This is a genomic window from Fibrobacter sp. UWT3 (genome assembly GCF_900230125.1).
Classification (GTDB): domain Bacteria; phylum Fibrobacterota; class Fibrobacteria; order Fibrobacterales; family Fibrobacteraceae; genus Fibrobacter.
In genome coordinates this window covers 1389371-1413268 of record NZ_OCSS01000001.1, presented here as the reverse complement: position 1 = coordinate 1413268, position 23898 = coordinate 1389371, and the positions used below count along the sequence as shown (strand labels likewise).

General features: G+C 55.3%; 21 protein-coding genes and 1 tRNA gene. 9 read left to right on the top strand and 13 right to left on the bottom strand.

Annotated features, from left to right (window positions below; translation table 11 throughout):
* Positions 1–62: 62 nt before the first annotated feature.
* From CRO08_RS06110 to CRO08_RS06090, 5 genes are all read right to left on the bottom strand, one after another.
* Positions 63–482 carry a type I restriction enzyme HsdR N-terminal domain-containing protein gene (locus tag CRO08_RS06110; protein WP_072812104.1) on the bottom strand — a complete coding sequence of 140 codons (420 nt, stop codon included), beginning with the start codon at positions 480–482 and terminating at the stop codon, positions 63–65.
* Between the two features lie 63 nt (positions 483–545).
* Complete coding sequence (locus CRO08_RS06105) at positions 546–1184, bottom strand: 50S ribosomal protein L25 (protein ID WP_097035449.1); 639 nt, start codon at positions 1182–1184, stop codon at positions 546–548.
* A gap of 38 nt (positions 1185–1222) precedes the next feature.
* Positions 1223–1294 (bottom strand) — tRNA-Gln (locus CRO08_RS06100).
* Positions 1295–1411: 117 nt separating this feature from the next.
* Positions 1412–2296, bottom strand: a complete 885-nt coding sequence (gene ispE / locus CRO08_RS06095; RefSeq protein WP_255252254.1) for a 4-(cytidine 5'-diphospho)-2-C-methyl-D-erythritol kinase — start codon at positions 2294–2296, stop codon at positions 1412–1414.
* A 34-nt stretch (positions 2297–2330) separates the two neighbouring features.
* On the bottom strand, positions 2331–5330 hold the full coding sequence (locus CRO08_RS06090; RefSeq protein ID WP_097035448.1) for a DNA translocase FtsK: 3000 nt from the start codon (positions 5328–5330) through the stop codon (positions 2331–2333).
* A 63-nt stretch (positions 5331–5393) separates the two neighbouring features.
* Here CRO08_RS06090 and CRO08_RS06085 point away from each other — a divergent pair, with 63 nt between their 5' ends.
* The gene (locus CRO08_RS06085; RefSeq protein ID WP_097035447.1) at positions 5394–8438 is read left to right on the top strand and encodes a CHASE2 domain-containing protein; all 3045 of its coding nucleotides are present in this window, start codon (positions 5394–5396) and stop codon (positions 8436–8438) included.
* A 416-nt stretch (positions 8439–8854) separates the two neighbouring features.
* Here CRO08_RS06085 and panC read toward each other — a convergent pair whose 3' ends face one another.
* Genes panC through folK form a run of 3 tightly spaced genes read right to left on the bottom strand, consistent with a single transcriptional unit; the run spans position 8855 to position 10875 of the window.
* The gene (gene panC, locus CRO08_RS06080) at positions 8855–9706 is read right to left on the bottom strand and encodes a pantoate--beta-alanine ligase (protein ID WP_097035446.1); all 852 of its coding nucleotides are present in this window, start codon (positions 9704–9706) and stop codon (positions 8855–8857) included.
* Positions 9707–9715: 9 nt separating this feature from the next.
* On the bottom strand, positions 9716–10366 hold the full coding sequence (locus tag CRO08_RS06075) for a deoxynucleoside kinase (RefSeq protein WP_072812093.1): 651 nt from the start codon (positions 10364–10366) through the stop codon (positions 9716–9718).
* Positions 10366–10875: a 2-amino-4-hydroxy-6-hydroxymethyldihydropteridine diphosphokinase gene (folK, locus tag CRO08_RS06070; RefSeq protein ID WP_072812092.1), complete on the bottom strand. Its 510-nt coding sequence runs from the start codon at positions 10873–10875 to the stop codon at positions 10366–10368. The genes CRO08_RS06075 and folK overlap by 1 nt, the downstream gene beginning before the upstream one ends.
* A gap of 289 nt (positions 10876–11164) precedes the next feature.
* Here folK and rho point away from each other — a divergent pair, with 289 nt between their 5' ends.
* From rho to CRO08_RS06055, 3 genes are all read left to right on the top strand, one after another.
* Positions 11165–13090 (top strand): transcription termination factor Rho, encoded by a 1926-nt coding sequence (gene rho, locus CRO08_RS06065; RefSeq protein ID WP_369684795.1) that lies wholly within the window; start codon positions 11165–11167, stop codon positions 13088–13090.
* A gap of 74 nt (positions 13091–13164) precedes the next feature.
* Complete coding sequence (gene proC, locus CRO08_RS06060) at positions 13165–13971, top strand: pyrroline-5-carboxylate reductase (RefSeq protein WP_072812090.1); 807 nt, start codon at positions 13165–13167, stop codon at positions 13969–13971.
* 162 nt (positions 13972–14133) lie between these two features.
* Entirely contained in the window at positions 14134–15456 is a 1323-nt protein-coding gene (locus tag CRO08_RS06055; RefSeq protein WP_097035445.1) for a sigma-54-dependent Fis family transcriptional regulator, read from the top strand.
* On the opposite strand, the gene CRO08_RS06050 is transcribed toward CRO08_RS06055, so the two are convergent.
* From CRO08_RS06050 to CRO08_RS06040, 3 genes are read right to left on the bottom strand one after another with little or no spacing between them, the layout of a single operon-like run.
* A complete protein-coding gene (locus CRO08_RS06050; protein WP_097035444.1) occupies positions 15453–16187 on the bottom strand; it encodes an ABC transporter ATP-binding protein in 735 nt (244 codons plus the stop codon). The genes CRO08_RS06055 and CRO08_RS06050 overlap by 4 nt on opposite strands.
* Entirely contained in the window at positions 16184–17167 is a 984-nt protein-coding gene (locus CRO08_RS06045; RefSeq protein WP_097035443.1) for an iron ABC transporter permease, read from the bottom strand. The genes CRO08_RS06050 and CRO08_RS06045 overlap by 4 nt, the downstream gene beginning before the upstream one ends.
* Before the next feature lie 9 nt (positions 17168–17176).
* Positions 17177–17938: a hypothetical protein gene (locus CRO08_RS06040; RefSeq protein ID WP_097035442.1), complete on the bottom strand. Its 762-nt coding sequence runs from the start codon at positions 17936–17938 to the stop codon at positions 17177–17179.
* 107 nt (positions 17939–18045) lie between these two features.
* Here CRO08_RS06040 and nspC point away from each other — a divergent pair, with 107 nt between their 5' ends.
* The 4 genes from nspC (at position 18046) to CRO08_RS06020 (ending at position 21101) form a co-directional block, all read left to right on the top strand.
* The gene (gene nspC, locus CRO08_RS06035) at positions 18046–19173 is read left to right on the top strand and encodes a carboxynorspermidine decarboxylase (protein ID WP_097035441.1); all 1128 of its coding nucleotides are present in this window, start codon (positions 18046–18048) and stop codon (positions 19171–19173) included.
* 87 nt (positions 19174–19260) lie between these two features.
* The gene (gene tsaE, locus CRO08_RS06030; protein ID WP_097035440.1) at positions 19261–19686 is read left to right on the top strand and encodes a tRNA (adenosine(37)-N6)-threonylcarbamoyltransferase complex ATPase subunit type 1 TsaE; all 426 of its coding nucleotides are present in this window, start codon (positions 19261–19263) and stop codon (positions 19684–19686) included.
* A gap of 45 nt (positions 19687–19731) precedes the next feature.
* Positions 19732–20535 carry a hypothetical protein gene (locus CRO08_RS06025; protein WP_097035439.1) on the top strand — a complete coding sequence of 268 codons (804 nt, stop codon included), beginning with the start codon at positions 19732–19734 and terminating at the stop codon, positions 20533–20535.
* Between the two features lie 2 nt (positions 20536–20537).
* Positions 20538–21101 (top strand): manganese efflux pump, encoded by a 564-nt coding sequence (locus CRO08_RS06020; RefSeq protein ID WP_097035438.1) that lies wholly within the window; start codon positions 20538–20540, stop codon positions 21099–21101.
* 1 nt (position 21102) lies between these two features.
* Here CRO08_RS06020 and CRO08_RS06015 read toward each other — a convergent pair whose 3' ends face one another.
* Positions 21103–22023 carry an NAD(P)-dependent oxidoreductase gene (locus CRO08_RS06015; protein WP_097035437.1) on the bottom strand — a complete coding sequence of 307 codons (921 nt, stop codon included), beginning with the start codon at positions 22021–22023 and terminating at the stop codon, positions 21103–21105.
* A gap of 98 nt (positions 22024–22121) precedes the next feature.
* Positions 22122–22313, bottom strand: coding sequence for a hypothetical protein (locus CRO08_RS06010; protein WP_097035436.1), 192 nt, complete (start codon positions 22311–22313; stop codon positions 22122–22124).
* 132 nt (positions 22314–22445) lie between these two features.
* On the opposite strand from CRO08_RS06010, the gene CRO08_RS06005 reads away from it, so the two are divergent.
* Positions 22446–23831 (top strand): TrpB-like pyridoxal phosphate-dependent enzyme, encoded by a 1386-nt coding sequence (locus CRO08_RS06005; RefSeq protein WP_097035435.1) that lies wholly within the window; start codon positions 22446–22448, stop codon positions 23829–23831.
* Positions 23832–23898: the final 67 nt, after the last annotated feature.

The window sequence follows — 23898 nt, the reverse complement described above, 5'->3', positions numbered from 1 at the left end:
ATTTTTGTGACGCAGCGCACACTTAAAAAGTAAAAAAAGCGCAAATTGGGGTGCTTTTTTGACTAGGAATTGGAATATTCGGGTAAAGAATTCACGCTTTTAAAAGTCTTGCCCACGGGGTCTAGAACAAAATAACGTGTAGCGTCGCCCAGCGCAAGCATCACGTATTTCGGCGTAAGAATCTTCAGGTAGCGGTTCAACTGCACCTGCAACTCGGGCCAGGTGTATTCGCCTGGAGCCTTGCATTCCACCATGAGCCACGGCCTGTCGATGGACGCACCCTCGCGGAAATTGCTGACCACGATATCGGCACGCTCGTCGGATTTAGGGTCTACAAGCCCTAGCGGGAACTCGACCGTGATGGCGTGCTCGGGAACCTTGACCACATCGAGCAAGAAGCGTATAGTTGCCTGCCGCACGTGTTCTTCGGGAGTCGCGGGCACATCCTTCTTGCGTATCGGGTCGTAGAGCGTTTCTTGCATGGGTAAAATATAAAAAGGGAGAGCGCAAGCGCTCTCCCAAAGTTTCTGTCTGTGAAGCAAGAATTACTTCTTTTCTTCAGCAGCGGCCGGAGCGGCAGCAGCGGCGGCAGCCGGAGCGGCTTCAGCAGCAGCTTCGTCCTTCTTCTTGGACTTGGAGGTAATCGTGAAGATAACCGTGCGCGGGAGGCTGGCGAGTTCGCAGCCTTCCGGAAGCTTGAAGGACTTGGCGTAGAACGTCACGTTCGTTTCGAAAGCGGAGATGTCCATTTCGAGAACGGTCGGGATAAAGCCCGGCTTGGCGGCGAGGTAGATGTAGCGGGATTCCTGAGAGAACACGCCACCCTGAGTCTTGACGCCGACCGGAAGGCCGTTGAGCTTCACCGGAACGCGGACCTTGATCTTGGAGTCGTCGCTGATCTTGATGAAGTCGATGTGGGTAATCGCCTGCGTGATGGCATCCTTCTGGTAGTTGTAGATGACAGCGGGATTGCCGGCCTTGCCGTCGATCTCGAGGTCGAGAAGGGTGTAACGCTTGCCCGGGGCGAGAACCTTGCGAACATCAATAGCGCTGACGCTGATATTCACAGACTCCTGACCCTTACCATAATAGACGGCCGGAATCTGGCCAGCCTTACGAAGGCGGGCGTTGTCGCGGCTCTTGCCTAGCACTCTCGAGGTTGCTGCGAGTTTTGTGAGTTCCATTTTTTACTCCAATTTGAGTTTGAATGTTAAAAAGTTCATTGGGGTAGCTGGATTCGAACCAACGAATAACGGAATCAAAATCCGTTGTCTTACCACTTGACGATACCCCAATGGTGGCGCAAATATAAAAAAATTATTGATTTTTTTAAAGGGAAAAGGCTTTGTTTCTGGTTTAAAAAAGACTTTTTGATATTAAACTGCTGCTGGGAGGGGCCCCCGCGAGCCCACTACGTGTGCCAGAATTTTGTGAGGGCGATGTAGCGGGAGTAGGGCTTGAGGGTTTCGGCGGCGGTTTCGGCGGTGGTTCTGTCGGCAAAGATTCCGAAGACCGATGCGCCGGAGCCGCTCATGAGGGCGACCCTCGCCCCGAGGTCCAAGAACTTGTCCTTCATCGCGCCTACCAGCGGGTGCTTCGGGAATACGGAAACCTCGAACGCATTGAAGAAAGCGCCTGAATCGAGCAGCGGCCCGCCGAAAGAACGTTCCGCATCGGATGCAGTTTCCCATGCGAGCTTGTAGCCTTCCCAGCGGTCGGGCCCGGACTTGGGGACTCCCGCATAGGCATCCTTGGTGGGGACGCTGTCGTGCGGGGTCGCGATAAGCAACACCTCGCCCGCAGGCAGGTCTAACGGGGAGATAAACGATAAACGTTCGCCGATGCCCTCGGCGAAAGCCGTGCCGCCTCTGACCAAGAAGGGGACGTCGGCCCCGAGCTTTGCCCCGATGCGTTCCAGTTCCGCAGGCGGCAACCGCAACTCCCAGAGGCGGTTCAGCGCGCGGAGCGCCGCTGCTGCATCGGCGGAACCACCGCCAAGGCCTGCACCGAGTGGCATTATCTTGTCCAAAAAGATATCCGCACCCAGGTCGTTGTTGCCTACATGTGAACGCAGTGCGACCGCCGCCTTGTACACGAGGTCCGATTCCACGGGGTATTCCTGCGGGTTGCTGTACTCCAGGTGGATTTCTCCATCGTCGCGGGCGCTGAATTCAAGCGTGTCGCCGACATCTACTGTCTGGAAAACCGTTCCCAAATCATGATAGCCATCCTCACGCTTGCGAATGACATCAAGAAAAAGATTGATTTTAGCGGGAGCAAATTCTTTAATCGTCATTTCAAACTTCTCACTTCACACTACACACTTCACATTACCTAAAAGCGCCGGAGCGTTCGAGTTGCATGAGTTCGTCCATGCCGATAAGCATCGCGCGGGGCTTGGAATTGCCGGTACTGCGGGCGCACAGGCCCATACCGTAAAGCTGGTCCACGATCTTGCCTGCACGGCTGTAGCCCACGCTGAAGTGGCGCTGCACGGCAGAGGTAGAAAGACCGTTCCCGCATTCAATGGCCCACTTGGCCACTTCGAACAGGAGTTTGTCCTTCTTCTCGTTCATGGCGGCATTGCCCTCGTCGTCATCGCCTTCCCCGCCAGCTTCCTCGACCTCGAAGGTTTCAAGCTGCGGGTAGCATACGTTCTGGTTGCTGCAGGCATCGGCAAGTTTTTCCGCTTCCTCGTCGCTCAGGAATGCACCGTGTACGCGCACCGGGTCGGGTGCATTCACCGCCTTGAACAGCATGTCACCGCGGCCAAGCAGTTTCTCGGCACCGGCGTGGTCCATCACGGTACGTGCGTCTACCTGGGAGGCCACCTTGAAGCTGATACGCGTCGGCAGGTTCGCCTTGATGTTACCGGTTATCACCTTCACCGACGGGCGCTGGGTTGCAAGCACCAAGTGGATACCCACGGCGCGCGCCTTAGCAGCGAGTCTCGAAACGTTCTTCTCGATTTCCTTCCCGGCGACCATCATGAGGTCGGCCATCTCGTCGATAATCACGACGATAAACGCCATGCGGTGGCCGCGGTCCGTATCGGGCACGTCTTCGGGAAGCAGGCCGGCATCGAACTTCTCGTTGAAGCCGTTGAGGTTACGCACCTTCGCCTTCGCGAGCACTTCGGTACGGCGGTCCATCTCGTAGCAAAGCCATTGCAGCGCCTGGATAGCGACTTCGGGCTTGGTAATCACGGGAGCGAGCAGGTGCGGAATGTTCTCGTACATCTTGAGTTCCACCGCCTTCGGGTCCACGAGAATCATGCGCAACTCGTCGGGAGTCTTGCTCAAAAGCATGCTCGCCATGAGGGCGTTAATGCACACGGATTTACCGGAACCGGTCTGGCCCGCAATCATCAGGTGCGGGGCCTTCGCCAGGTCCATCGCAAACGGCTCGCCGGAAATATCTTTACCGAGGGCCATGATAATCTTGTCGGGCGTGGGCTTGAAGGCCTCGCTCTCGAAGATATCGCGCCCGAAGATGGTCTGCATCTTGCGGTTCGGGATTTCGATACCCACGGCGCCCTTTCCAGGAATCGGCGCGAGAATGCGGATAGAAACTGCCTTCAGGGCCATCGCGAGGTCATCTTGCAGCGCGCTGAACTGGCTTACCTTCACGCCCGGGCCCGGTTCCACCTCGAAGCGCGTAATCACGGGGCCAGTCTCGCAGCCGACCACCTTCCCCTTCACCTTGAAGTTCTCGAGCTTTTCCTCGAGCATGCGGCCAATCGCATTGAGTTCTTCCACGGTGTAGTCCGCAGGCTGCGGGTCGTGCGCGTCGAGAATCTCGTCCACCGTCGGAATGCGGTACGGGTCGTAATGCACCGTCGGGTCAGGCTGCGGAATCCCGTTCGCGGCACCGCCCACGGTCGTATTGCCCGAAGAAGATGTACCAATCTGGTTCGGGGCCACGTAGCTCGGGTCCTGCCCCATGGTCGGGTCGTGCTCCACGTCGTCGCTCGTGACAATCTCGGGCATAAACGTGTCATCGTCCGCAGATTCGCCCTCCGTGCTTCCTGATGCCGTAGAATCAAAGCCACCCGCAGTCGCATCTTCATCCGGGGATTCACTACCCGGGAACCCGCCGATAGTTCCATTCGCCTGGGTTGTCCTGGCTCCCGCGACAAGCGTCGGTTCGGAGGCTGCGCCCGCGGCAACGGTAGCGTCTTCCGGAGCGGCAGCCGGGCGGCCTGCAGGCTCATCGCCGGGCTGTCCGCGCACGGCACCCTTCACCACGAGGTTGCCCTTGCGCTCGTTTTCCCACTTGATTTCTTCTCGGGCACGGCGGATTTCCGCAATCTTGTCCTTGATATCCTTGATTTCCAGCGCGCTCATGTTATGGCCGTTATTACGCAGCTGCTGTTCAAGTCGCAAAATCTCGGGATCCTCGCCCGAAAAGTCCGGCGTGGCCGCTTCTGCCGGAGCCATGGTCCTTGCGGGTGCTGCCGGCATCGTAGCATTCATCATCGGTGCAATTGTCGTTTCGCCCGAACCGGCCTCGTCCCCGCGATCCATCAAGGGAGAATCCATCCAGTTCTTGCGGGCACTAAAGGGTTTCAGTTCCCCGCGGCGCTTGATCTTGTAGCCGTCGGGTTCACGGAAGAGCGTGTCGTCGTCTATCAGCGAAATCCCGCGGCGCAGGGGCTTCGAGGGTTCCACGTCGGTTTCTTCCGGCTCGTCGCCATCCTCGCCTTCTTCCTGCTTTTTGCGGAACAGGCCCACAAACCAGCGCGTCCCGCTTGCGATAAACGCAAAGTGGCGCGGACGAAGCCCGAACGAGAGCACAAGAATGAGCACGAGCACCGTAAGGAGCAGCAGAAGCGGAGCCACGAACGAGACCTTCCCGAACACGGGAATGGCGATGTTCTGGCAGAAGAACTGACCCACGATGCCGCCGTTCATCATCATCACATCGCGGCCGACTTGAGCCAAGCCGTAGGTCTTGAGCGCCATGAGGCACGAAAGGTCGAGCGTAAGCAGGGTGCAGCCAATCGCGAAACTCAGTATATGCGGGCGCACGGAACGGATGGCGACGAAGAGTCCCCAAAGCACAAGGCCTGCAATAAAGGCTACAACCGGGAGCTTGCCGAAAACGAAACAGAAAAAGTCGGGAATCAGCTTGCCGAGATAGGGGCCAAGCCAGTTCCCGTCCGAGCCGCTATACACCGAACTGACGCACCCGAGCAAGAGGATTACGCCAAAAGCAACCAAGAACCAGCCCGCAAGCAAGGCGATAAACGGGGTTTCGGGCTCAACAGGGGACTTTCCCTTCGATTTAGTACTTGTTTTTTTAGAGGATTTCTTTTTTTGTGCAGCCAAAATGTGCTCCTGGGGCAATACCTTCGGAAATATACATTTTATTCTTTTGTTATACTTGATTACATGAATAAAAAAATATTGAAAAAGATTAAGAAGATTCTCGTCGGTACGGCGATTACAAGTATACTTGTCTTTCTCATTCTTCTCCTCGGAAATTCGCAGGACCCCTACATCGACGTCACGAAGACGGCGGCGCAGGACATGGAGAACATCTTCTACGACCAGTTCTTCAAGATTAAGACCGGAAAGACCTTTGAAAAGTTGGAAAAAGATGGCAAGGTCTCGATGAGCCACAGCTTTGAGCCTAACATCATGATTGTCGATATTGACGAGAACGCACTAACCAAGCTAGGCAACTATAATGAATGGGACCGATCCATCCACGCAAATGTCATCAAGAACCTGAGTGAAGGCGGCGCATCTGCGATTGGCTTCGATATTTTGTTCAAGAGTGCCGACTTCGGCCAAAAGAAGGCCGAGCAGACGATTGGCATCTTGAACTCCCTCGATTCCACAAAGCCGTGGGACACGCTGTTTTCGGACATCCGTTCGCACTACAACTTCGACTCCCTCATGATCAAGGACATCAAGGAGAGCGGGAACGCCATCGTGTGCTTCATGATGGACGACTCGACCTCGTTCAGCCACAAGTCCGTATGGGAAAAGCTTGCCACCTACGAGCGCGCCGAGGAACTCGGGTTCAGTTCCACGTTCGACAACTCGCAGGTTGATTCCATCACCCACGTTGAACCCAAGACGCTCCTCGACAACATCTATCCCGAACTTGCCAAAGCCGGCGCCCGCATGGGTTCCGTGAACGCCTACCCCGACGATGACGGCGTGGTGCGTCACGTGTCGATGCTCTACCGCTTCCCGAACCCCTACGCCTATCCCGATGTCCCGAGCCGCGTGTACTCTACCATGTCGCTCATGACGGTGATGCACCTGTTCCACCTCGACCCGAAAGACGTTAAAATCAAGATGGGGCAATACATCGAGCTCGGCAAGCCCTTCGGCATCTACCGCGATTCCACGGGCATATTCCACACGACGTTCCCGCAGTTCAGTTACCCGATGTTCACCGAACTGCGCAAGTTCCTCAAGAACAAGGACGCCCAGCAGATTGCGACAGACGAAATCATCGATATTTCCAAGAAACTTATCGCGAAAAAGAACAGCGACGGGAAAATCCAGATTTCGCTCTTTGACGGGCAGGCGCTCGACGAGGACGTTTCTGAACTGCTTTTGAAGATTGCCGACAAGATTGACGGGGATTCCCTCCTCGCCATTCCGGAAGGCGAATCGCTCGAAGTGTTCGAAGGGGTTACCATTACCCGCGAGGAAGATGCGGAAATCAACAACCTCTTCCTCGTGACCGACGCAAAAAGCGAGGAGGAATTCAACATAGTCCCCTCCACGCTCAACACGCTGCGGTTCTTCAGGGATTCTCTCAAGGTCCTTCACGAAAACGAACTCAAGCACCTTTCCATCGACATGGACGTGCGCTACGACAAGGCCGAAAAGAAATGGAAATCTAGCCTCGTCATCCTGACCGACAAGGTCATCCGCGATATTATGAACGCCCCGAACGAGAAGGTGGACAACCTCAAGTCCGGCGAGGAGTTCCGCTTTGGCCCCGTAAAGCGCGTGCCTATCGACAACTACGGCCGCTACCTCGTGAACTACATCGGGCGATTCAATACCGACAAGGAAAGCCGCCCGTTCCAGCACCTCTCCTACTACGACGTGACCAAGAACCGTCACGACCAGGCGATGTTCCAGGGCAAGGTCTTCATCCTCGGTTCTGCCGCTCCGGCCCTGTTCGACTTTGTGCCGGGTCCTCACGAAGAAAACAACCCGGCGGTGCTCATACACGCGACTATCATCCAGAATATCCTGAACGACAACTATATCGTGAACCTCGCCGAAAATCACCAGCAGGTCATTGTAATCCTGCTCGCCATTCTCTGCATGTTGCTCGGCCTCTTCATCAAGAGCTACATCTCAATTGCCATTTCGATGATTCTCATGGGCCTGTATGCATTCATCGCGTTCCGCTACTTCCAGGACGGCCTCTACATCGGTGTTTCCAAGCAACTGCTCGCCATGCTGCTCACGAACATCGCCGCATTGATTGTGCAATTCTACTACGAAAACAAGGAAAAGCGATTCCTCGACAACGCGTTCAAGCAGTACATTTCGCCTGAACTGATCGATGAAATGGTGAACAACGAGATTATGCCGACCCTCGGTGGCGAAAAATCGAACATCACCGCATACTTTACCGATATCGCAAGCTTCTCCACGTTCTCCGAAAAGATTGGCGACCCGAGCCGACTTGTGGACCTGTTGAACGAATACCTCACAGCAATGACAGACACGCTACTGGGCAACAAGGGTACGCTAGACAAGTACGAAGGTGACGCCATCATCGCGTTCTTCGGTGCACCGATGCCTCTGGAAAACCACGCCCAGAGCGCCTGTAGCGCCGCCTGCGACATGCAGAGCAAGCTCATGGCGCTCCGTAAAAAGTGGGCAAGCGAAGGCGACAAGTGGCCGAAGGTGGTGCACGATATGCACATGCGCATCGGTATCAACTCGGGCGACATAGTGACGGGCAACATGGGTTCTACCATGCGCAAGAACTACACCATGATGGGCGATGCCGTGAACCTTGCCGCACGACTCGAGAGTGCGGCCAAGCAGTACGGTGCGTACATACAAATTAGTGAAGATACGCAGAAGCACCTAGAACCGGGCCTGTTCATCTACCGCTCGCTCGACACCATCCGCGTAGTGGGCAAGAGCCAGCCCGTCAAGACGTTCGAACTTCTCTCCAAGACCGGCTGCGAGAACGAGGAAACACTCCTCAAACTCGTGGAAATCTGGGAACAGGCACGTGCGGCATACCTCGCCATGGAATGGGACAAGGCCATCGAACTGTTTACGCAGTGCCTGGATTACGAGCCGCACCTGCCCGAACGCGACCCGGGAAGCAAGAGCTGCCCGAGCCTCGTGTATATCGAGCGCTGCAAGACGTACAAGGAAAACCCGCCTGTCAAACCTGGCGAACAGTGGGACGGTGTGTTTACCGCTACTAGTAAGTAAATATTGTTTGCTGCGAGGTTCACTTTACACGTTCACACATTCACTTCGTTCGAGTGTTCACTTTGTAAAGTGCCCCTCTACGCAAAAAAAAGATTGCTCTGGCAGAAAATAGTTTGTAGCAGTAAACTACAGTTTTCGGGCGCTGGCGAAGGCCTTGTGACTGTTAGTCCCTACGGCCTTCGACGAGACTCGGGTTTAAAATAAACAGCTTCAATAATGTTTATAAGGCAAAAGAGATCCCCGCCTTTGCGGGGATGACAGCGGATTATTTGTGTGGGCGCCTAGCGGTGCTTATAAAAACGTCATACCGAAGAGCCGAAGGCACAAGGGTATCCATTTAGCGCAACAAAAAAAAGTATCCATATTATATGGATACTCTTGCCTTGCTACGCAAGGCTTCGGTATGACACTGCGTGTCAGTTGAATTCAATGTTATCGATGAGTCGTGTCTTGCCGAAGAAGGCGGCGACGAGCACGACGACCTTGTCGGTCGGCTTGAGCACGCCCGAATACTTCTGCAAGTCATTCTGGTTCACGATTTCCACGAACTGCACCTGGCCACGGCTCAGCACAATCGACTTCACCACGATATCGCGGAGTTTCGACACTCCCCTCTCGCCGGCAAGGTAGGCTTCCTTCGCCTCGTTCAGGCCGCGCGAAATGGCGAGCGCCTGCTTGCGTTCGTCAACAGAAAGGTACTCGTTACGGCTAGACATCGCAAGGCCCGTAGATTCGCGCACGATAGGCACGCGGTGAATCTCGATATCGAAGTTCAGGTCCTTCACCATGCGCTCGATAAGGAAGAGCTGCTGGTAGTCCTTCTCGCCGAAATAGGCGTGGTTCGCCTTGCTGATCAAGAAAAGCTTAGAAACGACGGTCAACACGCCGCGGAAATGCCCGGGCCTGTAGGCACCGCAGTAAAGGCATTCGAGCGACTCGTCGCGGACCAGCGTGAGCGGGTCACCGTTCGGGTACATCTCGGCTACACTCGGTGCAAAAACATAATCCGCCCCGAGCGAGGCTGCGAAATTTGCGTCGGCCTCGAGCCTCTTGGGGTACTTGTCCAAATCCTCATTCCTGCCGAACTGAATCGGGTTCAAAAACACGCTGACAACCGTAATGTCACAATCTTTCACGGAAGCCTTGATAAGGGCACCGTGGCCATCGTGTAGCGCCCCCATGGTAGGGACAAGACCGACTTTCTTTCCCTCCTTCTGAAACGGCTTGAGTGTTTCGCGGAGAGATTCGATTGACTTGATGATTTGCATATAACCTTCTTAATTTCCTTCTGGGACAAAGTAAGTCGTCTGCTGTGGGCAGGCTGCGATAGCATCTAAAACAAGCTTCAGATGGTTCTCGTTGTGGACAAAGTCTATGTGGTCGGTGTTAATGATAAGCACCGGCGCGTACGGGTAATGCCAGAAATGCAGGTCGAACCTGCTCTGGAGATCTTTCAAGTAGTTGCCCTCGATGTTCCTTTCCATCGGGCGGCCGCGCATCTTGATGCGGTTTAACAGTGTGGGAATGCTCGCCTGCAGGTAAACCACCAGGTCGGGTCTCGGCACATCGCGGTCGAGCGTCCTGGATATCTGCTCGTACATCGCGAACTCGCTGTCCGAAAGGTTCTGGGCCGCAAATATGGCGTCCTTGTCGTAGGTGTAGTCGCTCACGATAAGGTCGTGGAACAGGTCGCTCTGCATGGCGTAGTTCTGCAACTGCTTGTGGCGGTCGAGCAAGAAGAACAGCTGGGTCTGGAACGCGTAGGGCTCCGGATTCTCGTAGAACTTCTCGAGGAACGGGTTCTCGTCGAAGTTTTCCTCGATGCAGAGTCCGTTCCAGCGTTCGGCGATAATCCGCGCGAGGGAGGTCTTCCCTGCCCCGATGACGCCTTCTATGGCGAGAAAATGTACACCTTTTTCGGTCAGCATTAGGGTTCCTCCGCGGTTATGGTCCGGAACGGAATCTTCGATTCCTTTTCCAAAAGCTGCGCAAGCAAGTCCTTCACGGTAACGTTGCTCAACGGGTCCACCCAGTCGGGTGCGATGTCGTTCAACGGTACAAGCACAAACTGTCTATTGGGGATTTCTACATGCGGGATGGTCGGGCGGCCAGCCATGACCCTGTTCCCGAAATAGAGCAGGTCCAAATCGATTTCGCGTGAATTCCAGTGCCCGCGGGGTTTACGCCCGAGCACGAGTTCCGCACCCTTCAGGTAATGGAGCAGGCGCTTCGGTTCACCGTCGTACCAGAAACTCACCACCTGGTTAAAGTACGGGCCCTGGCCTTCTGGGCCTACAGGCGGAGTTTCGTATATAGGACTTTCGAGCCAGCCTCCCGAGGAAATACGGGACAGCATATCGCGCCCCTCGGCAAGTCTTGCATACCGGGGAGCGAGATTTGAACCCAAAGCAATAAATACGCGGTTTAATGAATCCACGACCCCAATATAGTTTTTTCAAGGTGTCAATTTACTGACATTCTGGAGCAAAAAATGTGTTTTTTATGGAATTTCTTGAAAACTTGACGATTTTACAAAAAAAAATACCGCACAGAAGGCAATTTTTTTGACAGACTTTTCAATTTTTTATATTTTATACGTGATTCCCATGGGAATCGAATATTCCCATAAATATTTCAGCAAAGGGATTTTTTTCTCCCTTTTTTCTCGTTAAACAGTTTATCATTTCACAATTTCCCATAAAAACAACTAGACAAAGGAACGTAGAGTGCCTAGAACAAAGAAGGTTCAAGACGAACCGAAATTACTTTCCGATACCATCGACCTGGACAAATCTATCGACTATGAAAAACTTGGCGACCTCGCTGCACCCATTCCGGGCGTAGACGCGGCAGAAGGTGCCCCCAAGCGCCGTGGACGCCCCGCCAAGAAGGCCAAGGGAGACGATGTCCCGAACGTGGCTGCCGAAGCCCCCGCACAGGAAGCTGCTCCGGTAAAAAAGGACCGTACGGAAAAGAGCGATAATCCGGTCCAGGCAGAAACAAAATCTCAGGCCGAACCGTCTAGTGAAAGCGCCCCGCAGAACAATGCGCCCGCAGCCCCGGCAGATGCCCCGCAGAACGGCGAAAGCAAGCAGGCCCAGCAGCAGGGCGGCCAGAACAACCCGCAGAACAATGGACAGAATAACGGCCAGAATAATGGCCAAAACAACGGACAGAACGGCGGGAAGTTCAACAATAACGGGAACTACAATAACAACGGCAAGTTCAACAACAATGGCAAGTTCAACAAGTTCAACAAGAACAAGAACCGCCACAACAGGAACCTCCCGCAAGACGACTTTATTGACGAGAGCATCCAGCTGCCCCCGCCGCCTCCCGAAGTAGTGGCGGCCGCAAAGGCAAAATGGCGTGAACTCCGCGGGCTCCCGATGTTCGAACTGCAGCAGCGCGCCGAAGAACTCGGCATCGAAGACTGCAAGAAGATGCGCAAGCAGGCGCTCGTGTACAGTATCCTTTCTTCTACCGGTGGCGAGGAGACTCCCATCTACACGGAAGGCGTGCTCGAGATTATCCCGGAAGGCGGCCACGGGTTCCTGCGTAACCCCGACCACAACTATCTCGCCGGCCCCGACGACATCTACATCAGCAGGAACATCATCCGCCGTTACGACCTCAAGATGGGCGACACCATCACGGGCCAGGTGCGCCAGCCGCGCGAAGGCGAGAAGTATTTTGCCCTGATGCGCATCGACACGGTGAACTTCGAACCGCCCGAGAAGACGAAGCGCCGCGTCGCATTCGAATACCTCACCCCCATCCACCCGATCGAGAAACTCAATCTGGAATGGAAGAAGGACGAATTCAGCACGCGTATCATGAACCTCTTTACCCCCATCGGCAAGGGCCAGCGCAGCATTATCCTCGCTCCCCCGCGCACCGGTAAGACGGTTTTGCTCCAGAACGTGACGCAGGCGCTCACCGTGAACCACCCCGAGGTGAAGCTCATGGTGCTCCTGATTGACGAACGTCCCGAAGAAGTGACCGAAATGAGGAAGCTCATCGACCGTCTCAAGATCGATGCGGCAAACGCCGGCAAGAACATCCAGGCCGAAGTGCTCGCCTCTACGTTCGACGAACCGCCCGAGCGCCACATCAAGGTGGCCGACATGGTCCTCGAGAAGGCAAAGCGCCTCGTGGAACACGGCAACGACGTGGTGATTTTGCTCGACTCCATCACGCGCTTCGCCCGCGCGAATAACGTCGTGATTCCGCATTCCGGCAAGATTCTCTCCGGCGGTGTGGACGCTAACGCCATGCAGCGCCCCAAGCGCTTCTTCGGTGCTGCCCGCAAGATCGAGAACGGCGGCTCCCTCACTATCATCGGTACGGCCCTCATCGAGACCGGTAGCCGCATGGACGAAGTGATTTTCGAAGAATTCAAGGGTACGGGCAACATGGAACTCGTGCTCGACCGCCGCATCGCCGAAAAGCGCATCTGGCCGGCCATCGATATTTTCAAGTCCGGTACCCGCAAGGAAGAACTGCTGCTTAGCGACGAGGAACTGCGCCGCGTCTGGGTGCTGCGCCGCTACCTGCAAGATATGACTACCGTCGAAATCATGGAATTCATGCGCGACAAGCTCAAGATGTTTGAGACGAACCGCGACTTCCTCACGTCCATGAACGGATAAGTATAAATGTGAGATGTTTGATGTGAAATCGAGCATCTCACTTTATTATATTGGATTTTAAAGAGGTATATAAAATGAACCAGAAAATTTTCTTTGCGGGCACGGGCAACATGGGCGGCGCAATCCTGCGCGGGCTCCTGAATGCGAAAGTTGACCCCAAGTCCATCTTCTTCTTTGACCCGAGCGATGCTGCCGCGGCTGCGGTAAGCGCACTCGGCTGCGTCCGCGTGAAGAACTTCGCGGAAGGCGTCAAGAAGGCAGACATTACCTTCCTCTGCGTTAAACCGCAGATTTTCAAGCTTGTCGCACCGGAATGGAAGAACGCCGTCAAGGCCATCAAGGGAGTCAAGACTTTCGTGAGCATTATGGCGGGTGTCGCCCGCAAGAACCTCACCGAAGTTCTCGGCGCAAAGAACCAGGTGCTCCGCGTGATGCCGAACCTGCCGCTCACTGTCGGCAAGGGCACCGTGGCGCTCGCAACGGACGGCGTCAACGAGGCGACCCTCAAGGCTGCCGAAGAAATCTTCGGGAACATCGGGGTCACCTGCCGCGTCGCCGAAAGCCTCATGGACGCCGTCACCGGACTTTCCGGTAGTGCCCCTGCCTACGTGTTCGAGTTTATCGAAGGCCTTACCCGCGGTGGCGTAAAAGCCGGTTTAACCCGCGATGTGGCCCTCAAGCTCGCCCTCGGGACTATCGAAGGCAGCGTCGAGCTCGTGAAGCAGTCGGGCAAGAGCCCGAGCGACCTCTGCGCGATGGTCTGCTCGCCCGCCGGCACGACGATTGCAGGTGTTGACGCCCTCGAAGAAGGTGCCTTCCGCTCGAGCCTCATCAAGGCCGTGGTCGCCGGTACCGAACGCTCCAAGGAGTTAGGAAAGTAACAACCAACAACGTTATTCTGAGCCTGTAAAGGCGATATAGAATTGTCAGCAACTTGTTGCTTTACAATTCTTAGGTTCGTAGGAGCGGAATCCAGTCAAAAAATTCAATTCTGGATCCTTCGACTACGGGCTACGCCCTCCGCTCAGGATGACACAATAAATATGTCCTCGATTGACCTTTTCTCGCAAGATACAGCAACGTCCTCGTTCATACAGGACGTTCTTTCTTCTGTCGACTATGCCGTCACGCAAAAAAGCATCGGGGACATCCAGGGGAATATCTCCCCTATCGTCATCTGGGACATGGATTCCTTCGGGGGCGAAAGTACCGCGGCGCTTACCCGCATACGCACGACTAGCCCCGATACCATGATTCTCGCCTACGCCGAAAACCCGGAAGAATACGGCGGCATTCCCGGCAACCTCTACGACATTTTTCTCTCGGTGGAATCGCTCCGGCTGCACCTGATGAGCAAGATTGCCCGCCTCAAGGAAATCCAGAAGGCTCGGCAGATATTCAACGATCGCATGAGCCACCTCGTGGGCAAGAGCGAATCGATGCAGGCCCTCCGCAAGACGGTCGAACGCGCCATCCTAAGTTCGGGCCCGGTGCTCATCCAGGGTGAATCGGGCGTCGGCAAGGACCTGGTGGCAAAGGCAATCGCCTGCATGTACGACAAGTTCGTGGTGGTGAACTGCAGCGCCATTCCCGAGACGCTATTCGAGAGCGAACTCTTCGGGCATACGCGGGGCGCGTTTACCGGAGCGCAGAACGAACGCATCGGGCTCTTTGAAGACGCGAACGGCGGTGCCATATTCCTGGACGAAATCGGCGACATGCCCCTGCACGCCCAGGTGAAACTGCTGCGCGTTATCCAGAACAAGGAAATTCGCCCGATTGGCGCAAACAAAACCCGCCATATCGACGTGCGCATAATCGCGGCAACGAACCGCGACCTGCGCGAAGAAATATTCGAGAAACGTTTCCGCGAAGACCTGTTCTACCGCCTGAACGTGATTCCGGTGCATATCTCCCCCCTGCGCGAACGCAAGGAAGACGTAGAAGACATCGCGAAGTATTTCATAAAGCAGTACGCCCCCGCAGGTGAGCCCTACACGCTCTCGCCCGATGCTATCGAAAAACTGCGGAACCACGACTGGCCCGGAAACATACGCGAACTCGAAAACGTCATCCAACGCACGCTCTGCTTTACCAATCCGGGAATTATTACGGCAGACGACCTGCAAATCGAGGAAATGGCCTCGCACCCGCAATACCAAGGCCAGGGCATCGCCCCTACAGGTATCAAAAGTTACGAAGATTTCCAGCAAATGCAGCAACAGCAAGAAATCGCCTTCCTGAAATCAAAGATTCACGAATGCGGCGGGTCGGTCAGCCTTGCGGCCGAAAAGCTCGGGATGTTACGCACCACGCTCTACAACAGGCTTTCCCGCCTCGGCGTGAACGTCAAGGAACTGCGCTAGTCCGCGCGGGCCCAGTCCAGAAGGCCGCTCTGTTCGGCAGAACCTGCTGCGGCGACTTTCACTTCCCCACCATCGATTACCATGATGCGGTCGGCATACCGGAGCGCATATTCCACCGAATGCGTCGAGACAACGATTCCCATCCCGCGCGAGGCGGCAAGGGAACGCAACGTACGGAACAGCGCGTGGCTGCGGGGAATATCCAAAAACGCATTCGGCTCGTCGAGCAGGAGCGCGTTCACGCTCTGCGCAATCGCCTCGGCAAGGTACACGCGGGTGCGCTCGCCATCGCTCAGTTCGCAGACCGCACGGCCTGCAAAGCGCTTTACGTCGAGCGATTCCATGGATTGCTCGATAATCGATTCATCTTCGGCAGAACGCCCGTCGAACACACCCGCATAGGGGGTACGCCCGAGGCTCACGAACTCGCGGACCGTCATGCGGTCGGGGGGTGTCATGTTCATGCGCATGAGCGTCACCTGCTTCGAGAGTTCCTGCAGGGTGTAGCCCTTCTCGCGGTCATGAACGTCGCGGCCCTGTATCGCGACACTGCCCGCGACCGGCCGGAGCATCCCCGCAAATGTCTTGAGCAGCGTGCTCTTGCCGCAGCCGTTCTCGCCCATCAGTGCAACGACCTCGCCCGCTTCGAGCGCGAAGTTGAACGCCTTCGCAAACGGACTGCCCGCCGCATACCCGAACTGTAGGGCCTTGGCCTCGAGAATCACGCTCATAGCGCACCTCCGCGGTTACTGCCTTTCAGGAGTACATACAAAATAACAGGAACGCCCACGATGCTCAATACCGCATTGAGCGGAATCGATACCGGGAACAGGCCCGCGAGCAGCGCGAGGAACGCACCGCACAACGAAACACCCGGCAACAGAACGCGGTGATTCGAGGTGCGGAAAACCATGAAGGCCAGGTGCGGGACGGCGATACCGATAAACGCCACGGGGCCGCAGTAGGCGGTAGTGGCACCCGCGAGGATGCTCGACCCGAGCAGCACCAATATGCGGGAACGGCGCACGGCAACGCCCAGCCCGCGTGCAAAGTCGTCGCCCATGCGGACCACGTTCAGGTACCGCATCGAGACAAGCACGAGCGCAAGCCCCACCGCACTCGCGGCAATGAACCCGGGAACAGCCGGGAGCGTAAGGCGCGTAAACCCGCCAAGCCCCCACGACACGTAGGCTTGCAGGCTTTCCGCATCGGCGCCTGCCACAAGCACGTTCACAAGCGCGTTCACGAAGTAGCCGACCATGAGCCCCGCCACAAGGAGCACCGACGCGTTCTTGAACCTCGAGGCGAAGACCAATACCACCTGCGTCACGAGTATTGCCCCAAGCGATGCCGCCCCGAGCACGCCGAACGCGCCGAACCCGAAACCGGCAAGGAGGGCAAGCGCCACCCCGAGACTCGCCCCGCTGCTGATGCCGAGCACGTAGGGGCCGCACAGCGGGTTACGGAAAACGGTCTGCAGGCAGAGGCCCGAAACGGAGAGCGACGCACCCGCAAGTACGGCTGCGAGCGCCCGCGGGAACCGCAGTTCCCACAGGATTTTCGCATGGAAAGGTTCCGCCCTGTCGGGGCTAAGCAGCGCAACGGCAAGGTCGGAAAGGGAAACGTCGACCGGACCGGACACCAAGGTCCAAGCAAAAAGAACCAGAACGCCAATAAATAGCGTTCCGAAACAAATCAGGTTACGCCGCATGAGCGGTCCTTATTTCTTGGATTTGGCGCTAGCCTGGTCCTGCTTCTTGAGCTTTTCGGTTTCCTTCTGGTCGCGAACGTAGTTCTCGGGAGGAACGTTCTCGAAGCCCTGGAGAGCGTTGAGCCAGTTGTCGTTCAGGTCGCGGAACTCGAGCTTTTTCAGGTTGTGCTTGAGCGTATCGCCCGCAATCTTGAAGGTCACGTAGTCCCAGCGGATGACCTGACGGTCGCGGAAGACTTCGCGGGTCACCATGGAGGAATCGTTGTCGAAACGGTAACGGGCCTTGTACGCGTAGTCACCCGTCTTCTGGTAGCGGTCGGCGGACGCGTAGGTGCGGGTGGCACCCGTAAGCGTGTCGTTCATGTTGAACTGGAGTTCAGCATCGCGGAATGCATGGCCGTGGGCAACGATAGGAGTACGCCACACGCCGTTGACCTGGTCCTTGACCTTCTTCTGGAAAAGTGTATCGACCTTCCAGTGGTCGAAGTTACTCTTGTCGTACTTGGCACGCTGGACATACTTGCCCGCCTGGATCATCTTGCGCACGCTGTCGGCCTTCGCCTTCGCAAGGCTATCGGTATTGGCCTTCGGGGCGGTGGACTGGTTAGCGGAGTTCAAGGAATCCAGCTTGTGCTGAATCATTTCGTCGAGGGTCGCCTGCGCCCCACGGGATGCGACGACGGAATCGACAGGTTGTTGAGCAAAAGACACCCCGGCAAAAGCAAGGGATACGAACGCTGCGAAAAAGCACTTATGTATAGACAAAATCATCGCTTTAAATTTAGTTAAAGGATTGGAAAAATGACCACCAAAATCACAAAAAAACGGCATAAAAAAGCATACTACACAAAATAAGGCAACAATTTTATATTTGTGGCATGCTCGATTACACCCAAGTACCCAGCCCCTGCTTCGTCCTGGACGAAAAAAGACTCGTAAAAAACATGGAAATTCTGGACGATATCCAGAAAAAGACCGGAGTCCACATCATCTGCGCCCTCAAGGGGTACAGTTTCTGGCGGTCATTCCCCCTCATCGGGAAGTACCTTGCCGGAGCCACGGCCTCGAGCCTGAACGAGGCGCGCCTTGCCCGCGAGGAGATGAACAAGCAGGTGCACGTGTTCGCGCCGGTGTATTCCGACGACGAAATCGACGAAATTCTCTCGCTTGCCGACCACATCAGCTTTAACAGTTTTAGCCAGTGGGCGCGGTTCAAGGAAAAGACCCTCAAGGCGGGCGTCAGCGCGGGCATACGCGTGAACCCGGAATTTTCCACAGTCGAGACCGATATCTACAACCCGTGCGGCAAGCATTCGAGGCTCGGGGTGACCGAAGCCGAATTCAAGCCCGAACTGCTGGACGGGATCGAGGGGCTGCACTTCCATGCCCTGTGCGAGCAGGATGCCGACGCGCTCGAAGGCGTGCTCGCCGCTTTCGAGAAGCACTTCGGCAAATACATCGACCGCATGAAGTGGGTGAACTTCGGCGGCGGTCACCACATTACCCGCAAGGATTACCACAGGGACGAACTCGTGCGCATCCTCAAGGGGTTCATGGAACGACATCCGGGAGTCGAGGTTATTATGGAACCGGGGGAAGCGGTCGGCTGGCAGACCGGCGAACTGGTGACGACGGTCGAGGACATCGTGCACAACGAAGTCGATATCGCCATCCTGAACGTGTCCATCAGCGCGCACATGCCGGACTGCCTCGAAATGCCCTACAGGCCCGCCGTTACGGGCTCCGGAATGCCCGGCGAGAAGGCGTTTACATACAAGTTAACCGGATGTTCGTGTCTTGCGGGCGACCAGCTCGGGGATTTCTCCTTCGACAAGCCGCTCCAGGTGGGCGACAAGCTTATCTTCGAAGACATGATTCACTACACCATGGTGAAGACTACATTCTTCAACGGGGTAAGGCACCCGAGCATCGGCAAGTTCGACATGGAAGGCAAGTTCCACCTGCTGCACAAGTTCACGTACGAGCAGTTCAAGGACAAACTTTAATAATTGATGATTGATGATGGATAATGATGTTGCGGGTTGCGAGATGTTTGTTGCAGGGTGCGGGATGTTTGTTGCGGGAAGGATGTAATGATTTTTAACAGCGAAGAAGAGACGTACAACTGGGCTGTGGAATTCGGGAAGTCGCTCAAGCCGGGCGATATGGTCGCGCTGTACGGGAACCTCGGCGCGGGCAAGACGGTGATGAGCCGCGGGATATGCAAGGGCCTCGGGTTCGAAGGTTCGGTCTGCTCCCCCACCTACACCATTCTGCACGAATACCCGAACGACCCGCCGCTCTTCCACTTCGACCTTTACCGCCTTGAACCGGGTGCGGAACTGTACGAGGTCGGGTTCGACCACGACTACCTTTCCAGGGGAATCACGCTTATCGAATGGCCCGAAAGGCTCGAAAACCAGACCGCAGATGTCACGCACAAGATAACAATTGAAATTATCTCCGAGAATGTACGCAAGGCGACTCTTGAATTGTTCGACGGGGCGCGTCAGAAGTAGCCTTATTCATAAGAGTTTCTATATTTGCGCTCAAAGGAGACACAAATGAAACAAATCTTATTCTGCCTACTGCTTTGGGCAGGCTTTGCCGCAGCGAATACATGTACCGAAGCGGTGCTTAAACTTTACAAGGGATCATTGGACATCAAAAAAGGTGAAGCCTATCACGACTCATCTTATTTCATGGAAAACTATTATAAAGAAAATCCCTGGTCCCATAAACGGTATTATACCAACGGGAAACCTGATAGCTTAGTTATGGACCCTATGGATGGAGAAAGCCTCAGAATTACTCATTACTATTGGAATATTGATGAAACAAAACTTTCTGGCAAAGGTTCAGAACTTGTCTTTTTTCAAGAAGCTTCGGGTGATACAATCGTACTTAAAGAGAAAATTTATTCCGATGGAGAATTTGAAAGTTCCACTATAGTAAAAATAACGGACTCGTATATATCCACATTGGATGAACAAGACCATTCCTTTCAAGAACTTTTTTTCTCAAACGATACTTTATTCGAAAAAAATGTTTTTGATTATGATTCTGAAAATTCTAGACCCGAAATATTTTTTACGGTTGGCGATTCCACAAATGAATTAAAATGCTACGAATACAGAATGGAAGACGACAAGCCAGAACTATATGAGACCATAGAGATAATCAATACAGACAACGGGTACATGCTAAAATTTCTAGAAGAATCATCTACGGGATATTACTTGCGCGAATTCTTCTTTGTGAATAACGAAGAAGGCACAACAGGCCTCCGTAAGCAGCGTCCGGCCGTAAAGATTTCTCCAAAGGCCAGGTATTTTGATTTGCTGGGACGTTATAAGTATACTCGATAAAAATGGGCATCATCGAAATCGTCATCATCGCAATAGCGGAAGCCATGGACTGCTTCGCTGTCGCCATCGCCACCGGGCTTTCCAAGTCGGGAATCCGCTATAGCCGCGCGATGCTCCAGGCAGTGAGTTTCGGCGTATTCCAGGGCGGCATGACTCTCCTCGGGTACTTCCTCGGGAGTTTCGCCGAACGCTGGTTCAGTTCCGTAGGCACGCCCATCGCCTGTACCATCCTCTGCATTCTGGGTGGCCGCATGATATGGGGCGCATTCCGCGGGGACGCTGGCGAAGAAGAGGGCGAAAAGATTGCAGCGAAGAACCTCACCATCGCAAACATATTGCTCCTTTCGGTAGCGACAAGCATCGATGCCTTTGCCGTAGGGATTACCTTCGCGTTCATAAATGCGAACATGGCGCTTGCCACCTCCGCAATCGCACTGGCGAGCTTTGCCATGGGCGTCATCGGGTACGAGATAGGCAGGCACGCCGCCAAGCGCTTCAAAACGAAAATCCCCGAGATTATCGCGGGGATTATTCTAATCGCCATCGGCGTGAAGATGCTGTTCTAGCTTACGCCTGCTCGTAGGTCCACTTCACGTGGTCCATCATAAAATCGTGCGCATCGAAGGCAAGGCCAAACTGGTCCTTAATCTTGCTCACGTCAAAGAGCATCGGGTCGTCGCCCCAGCCGAGGTCCTTCTCCACAATCTTCGACTTGCAGCCGGGCTTCAGGGAAATCATCATCTCTGCAATTTCCTTCCAGCTCATCCAGACCTCGCCCAGGCCAAGGAAGATTTCTTCGTTCTTGTCGCTCTCGAGGACCTTCATGTAGAGTTCCGCCTGCTGGCTCGCGTGGATGAACTGCGTGCCGTCGTTCTTGACAATCTCGATATCGCGGTCATCCTTCACGGCGCGGGCCATGTCGAAGAAGCGGCGATCAGGCTGGGAACAGCCGTCGGGGAAAGCGGGATTCCCGAAGGTGTAGCCCGGGCGGATGATGTTCCTCTGCATGGTGACCTGCGGGAAGTTCTTGCCGTAGCCCTGGCGGAAACCGAGCACGTAGGCCTCGCCCGCCGCCTTGGTGGCACCGTACAGGTCCATCGGAAGGTTGCTCGTAACTTCGCGCATCACCGGGCGCATGCGGCCCATCGCGGCGGTGCTGCTCGTCTGGATGAACTTCTTGCAACCGGCCTTTGCCGCCATTTCCAAAAGCATTACAGTCGCGCGCGTGTCGTTCATGAGCATGGTGCTCGGGGTTTCGCCCCAGCCGAGCGCAATGTGGATGCAGGCGTCACAGCCCTTGAGGCCTTCGCCCATCTTGTCGAAATCGGTAAGCGAGGCCTCGACAAAGCTCACGTTGGGTTTTGCCGCAAGCGAGGGCACCTTGTTCGGGTGGCGGGTCGCGATGACGACATCGTGCCCCCGTTCAAGAAGCGCCTTTACAACGTAGTGACCAATAAAACCTGTTCCGCCGGTAACGAAAACACGCATAGAAAACCTCACTATTTAAACCCGTACGTTCAACCCGCACGTACTCCCCTAAAAATAGTATGATTTTATAGAAAGGAACTATACAATAAGTGAAAAAGTCACGTAGTTGTGCGGGCAGTTTCGCCCGACTTGCCCCTGCGGACTGACTTACGCGGAGTGCGGTGGACGTGAGGGCGCTTATCGCCCGGATGTAACGGCATAACCTTCGCCGTTGCCGAAAGCGTGTGGTCCAACCTGTTCTCCTCCAGCGAGGAGCACTGTCCTGTCAAAAGTCTGCTGTCAATTGCCATAAATCGTACCTGTGAAAAGCGAAAATGGATAAGAGGGGTGTCTATTCAAGATAATTTATTTTTTTATTTGTCAACCATTCTTTTTTTAAGGTATATTTGGTGCGTTAAAAATCCCCAAAAAAAGGAAATCTTATGAGAAACTCGCTCAAGCTTGATGGTCCGGTCAAGACCTACCTCGACGAAAACGAACTCCCGAAGGCATGGTACAACGTGCGTGCCGACATGAAGAAGAAGCCTGCGCCACTCCTGAACCCGGGTACCGGCAAGCCGGTGACCTTCGAAGACCTGCAGCCCGTGTTCTGCGACGAACTCATCAAGCAGGAACTCGACAACGACACCCGCTTCTTCGAAATTCCCGAAGACATTCTCACGTTCTACAAGATGTACCGTCCGTCGCCGCTGGTCCGCGCCTACTTCCTCGAGCAGGCGCTCGGCACTCCGGCACACATCTACTACAAGTTTGAAGGCAACAACACCTCGGGCTCCCACAAGCTCAACTCCGCCATCGCTCAGGCATACTACGCCAAGAAGCAGGGCCTCAAGGGCGTGACGACCGAAACGGGTGCAGGCCAGTGGGGTACCGCCCTCTCGATGTCTACGGCATTCTTCGGCATCGACTGCCAGGTCTACATGGTGAAGGTTTCCTACGAACAGAAGCCCTTCCGTCGCGAAGTCATGCGCACCTACGGTGCAAGCGTGACCCCGTCGCCTTCCATGACGACCGACATCGGCAAGAAGATCAACGCCGAATTCCCGGGCACCACCGGAAGCCTCGGCTGCGCCATCTCCGAAGCCGTGGAAGCCGCCGTGAAGCAGCCGGGTTACCGCTATGTTCTCGGTTCCGTGCTGAACCAGGTGCTCCTCCACCAGTCCGTCATCGGTCTCGAAACGAAGGCCGCCCTCGACAAGCTCGGCGTGAAGGCCGACCTCATCATCGGTTGCGCCGGCGGTGGTTCTAACCTCGGTGGCCTCGTGAGCCCGTTCGTCGGCGAAAAGCTCCGTGGCGAAGCCGACTACGATATTCTCGCCGTTGAACCGGCAAGCTGCCCGAGCTTCACTCGCGGTAAGTACGCCTACGACTTCTGCGATACCGGCAAGGTCTGCCCGCTCGCCAAGATGTACACGCTCGGTTCCAGCTTCATCCCGTCTGCCAACCACGCCGGCGGCCTGCGCTACCACGGCATGAGCACCATCCTTTCTGAACTCTACGACCAGAAGGTGATTCGTGCAACGTCCGTCGAGCAGACGAAGGTGTTCGAAGCCGCCAAGCTCTTCGCCCAGACCGAAGGCATCCTCCCGGCTCCGGAATCCAGCCACGCCATCCGCGCGACGATCGACGAAGCGCTCAAGTGCAAGGAATCTGGCCAGGCCAAGAACATCGTGTTCGGCCTCACCGGCACGGGCTACTTCGACATGGTCGCCTACCAGAAGTTCAACGACGGCGAAATGAGCGACTACATCCCGACGGATGAAGACATCGCGAAGAGCCTCGCCCAGCTTCCGCAGGTAAACGGCTAATTATGGTGTCATCCCCGCGAAGGCGGGGATCTTCCTCTAATTTAAAAGGCCCCGGATAGAATCCGGG

Bases quoted from the DNA above. Each gene is read 5' to 3' on its own strand.
- ispE (WP_255252254.1), bottom strand. From the start codon at position 2,296: ATGACGATTAAAGAATTTGCTCCCGCTAAAATCAATCTTTTTCTTGAT.
- CRO08_RS06040 (WP_097035442.1), bottom strand. From the start codon at position 17,938: ATGATTTTGTCTATACATAAGTGCTTTTTCGCAGCGTTCGTATCCCTT.
- CRO08_RS06105 (WP_097035449.1), bottom strand. From the start codon at position 1,184: ATGGAACTCACAAAACTCGCAGCAACCTCGAGAGTGCTAGGCAAGAGC.
- CRO08_RS06005 (WP_097035435.1), top strand. From the start codon at position 22,446: ATGAGAAACTCGCTCAAGCTTGATGGTCCGGTCAAGACCTACCTCGAC.
- CRO08_RS06010 (WP_097035436.1), bottom strand. From the start codon at position 22,313: ATGGCAATTGACAGCAGACTTTTGACAGGACAGTGCTCCTCGCTGGAG.
- CRO08_RS06055 (WP_097035445.1), top strand. From the start codon at position 14,134: ATGTCCTCGATTGACCTTTTCTCGCAAGATACAGCAACGTCCTCGTTC.
- CRO08_RS06110 (WP_072812104.1), bottom strand. From the start codon at position 482: ATGCAAGAAACGCTCTACGACCCGATACGCAAGAAGGATGTGCCCGCG.
- CRO08_RS06085 (WP_097035447.1), top strand. From the start codon at position 5,394: ATGAATAAAAAAATATTGAAAAAGATTAAGAAGATTCTCGTCGGTACG.
- panC (WP_097035446.1), bottom strand. From the start codon at position 9,706: ATGCAAATCATCAAGTCAATCGAATCTCTCCGCGAAACACTCAAGCCG.
- CRO08_RS06020 (WP_097035438.1), top strand. From the start codon at position 20,538: ATGGGCATCATCGAAATCGTCATCATCGCAATAGCGGAAGCCATGGAC.
- CRO08_RS06050 (WP_097035444.1), bottom strand. From the start codon at position 16,187: ATGAGCGTGATTCTCGAGGCCAAGGCCCTACAGTTCGGGTATGCGGCG.
- proC (WP_072812090.1), top strand. From the start codon at position 13,165: ATGAACCAGAAAATTTTCTTTGCGGGCACGGGCAACATGGGCGGCGCA.
- CRO08_RS06075 (WP_072812093.1), bottom strand. From the start codon at position 10,366: ATGCTGACCGAAAAAGGTGTACATTTTCTCGCCATAGAAGGCGTCATC.
- CRO08_RS06045 (WP_097035443.1), bottom strand. From the start codon at position 17,167: ATGCGGCGTAACCTGATTTGTTTCGGAACGCTATTTATTGGCGTTCTG.
- CRO08_RS06025 (WP_097035439.1), top strand. From the start codon at position 19,732: ATGAAACAAATCTTATTCTGCCTACTGCTTTGGGCAGGCTTTGCCGCA.
- tsaE (WP_097035440.1), top strand. From the start codon at position 19,261: ATGATTTTTAACAGCGAAGAAGAGACGTACAACTGGGCTGTGGAATTC.
- CRO08_RS06015 (WP_097035437.1), bottom strand. From the start codon at position 22,023: ATGCGTGTTTTCGTTACCGGCGGAACAGGTTTTATTGGTCACTACGTT.
- nspC (WP_097035441.1), top strand. From the start codon at position 18,046: ATGCTCGATTACACCCAAGTACCCAGCCCCTGCTTCGTCCTGGACGAA.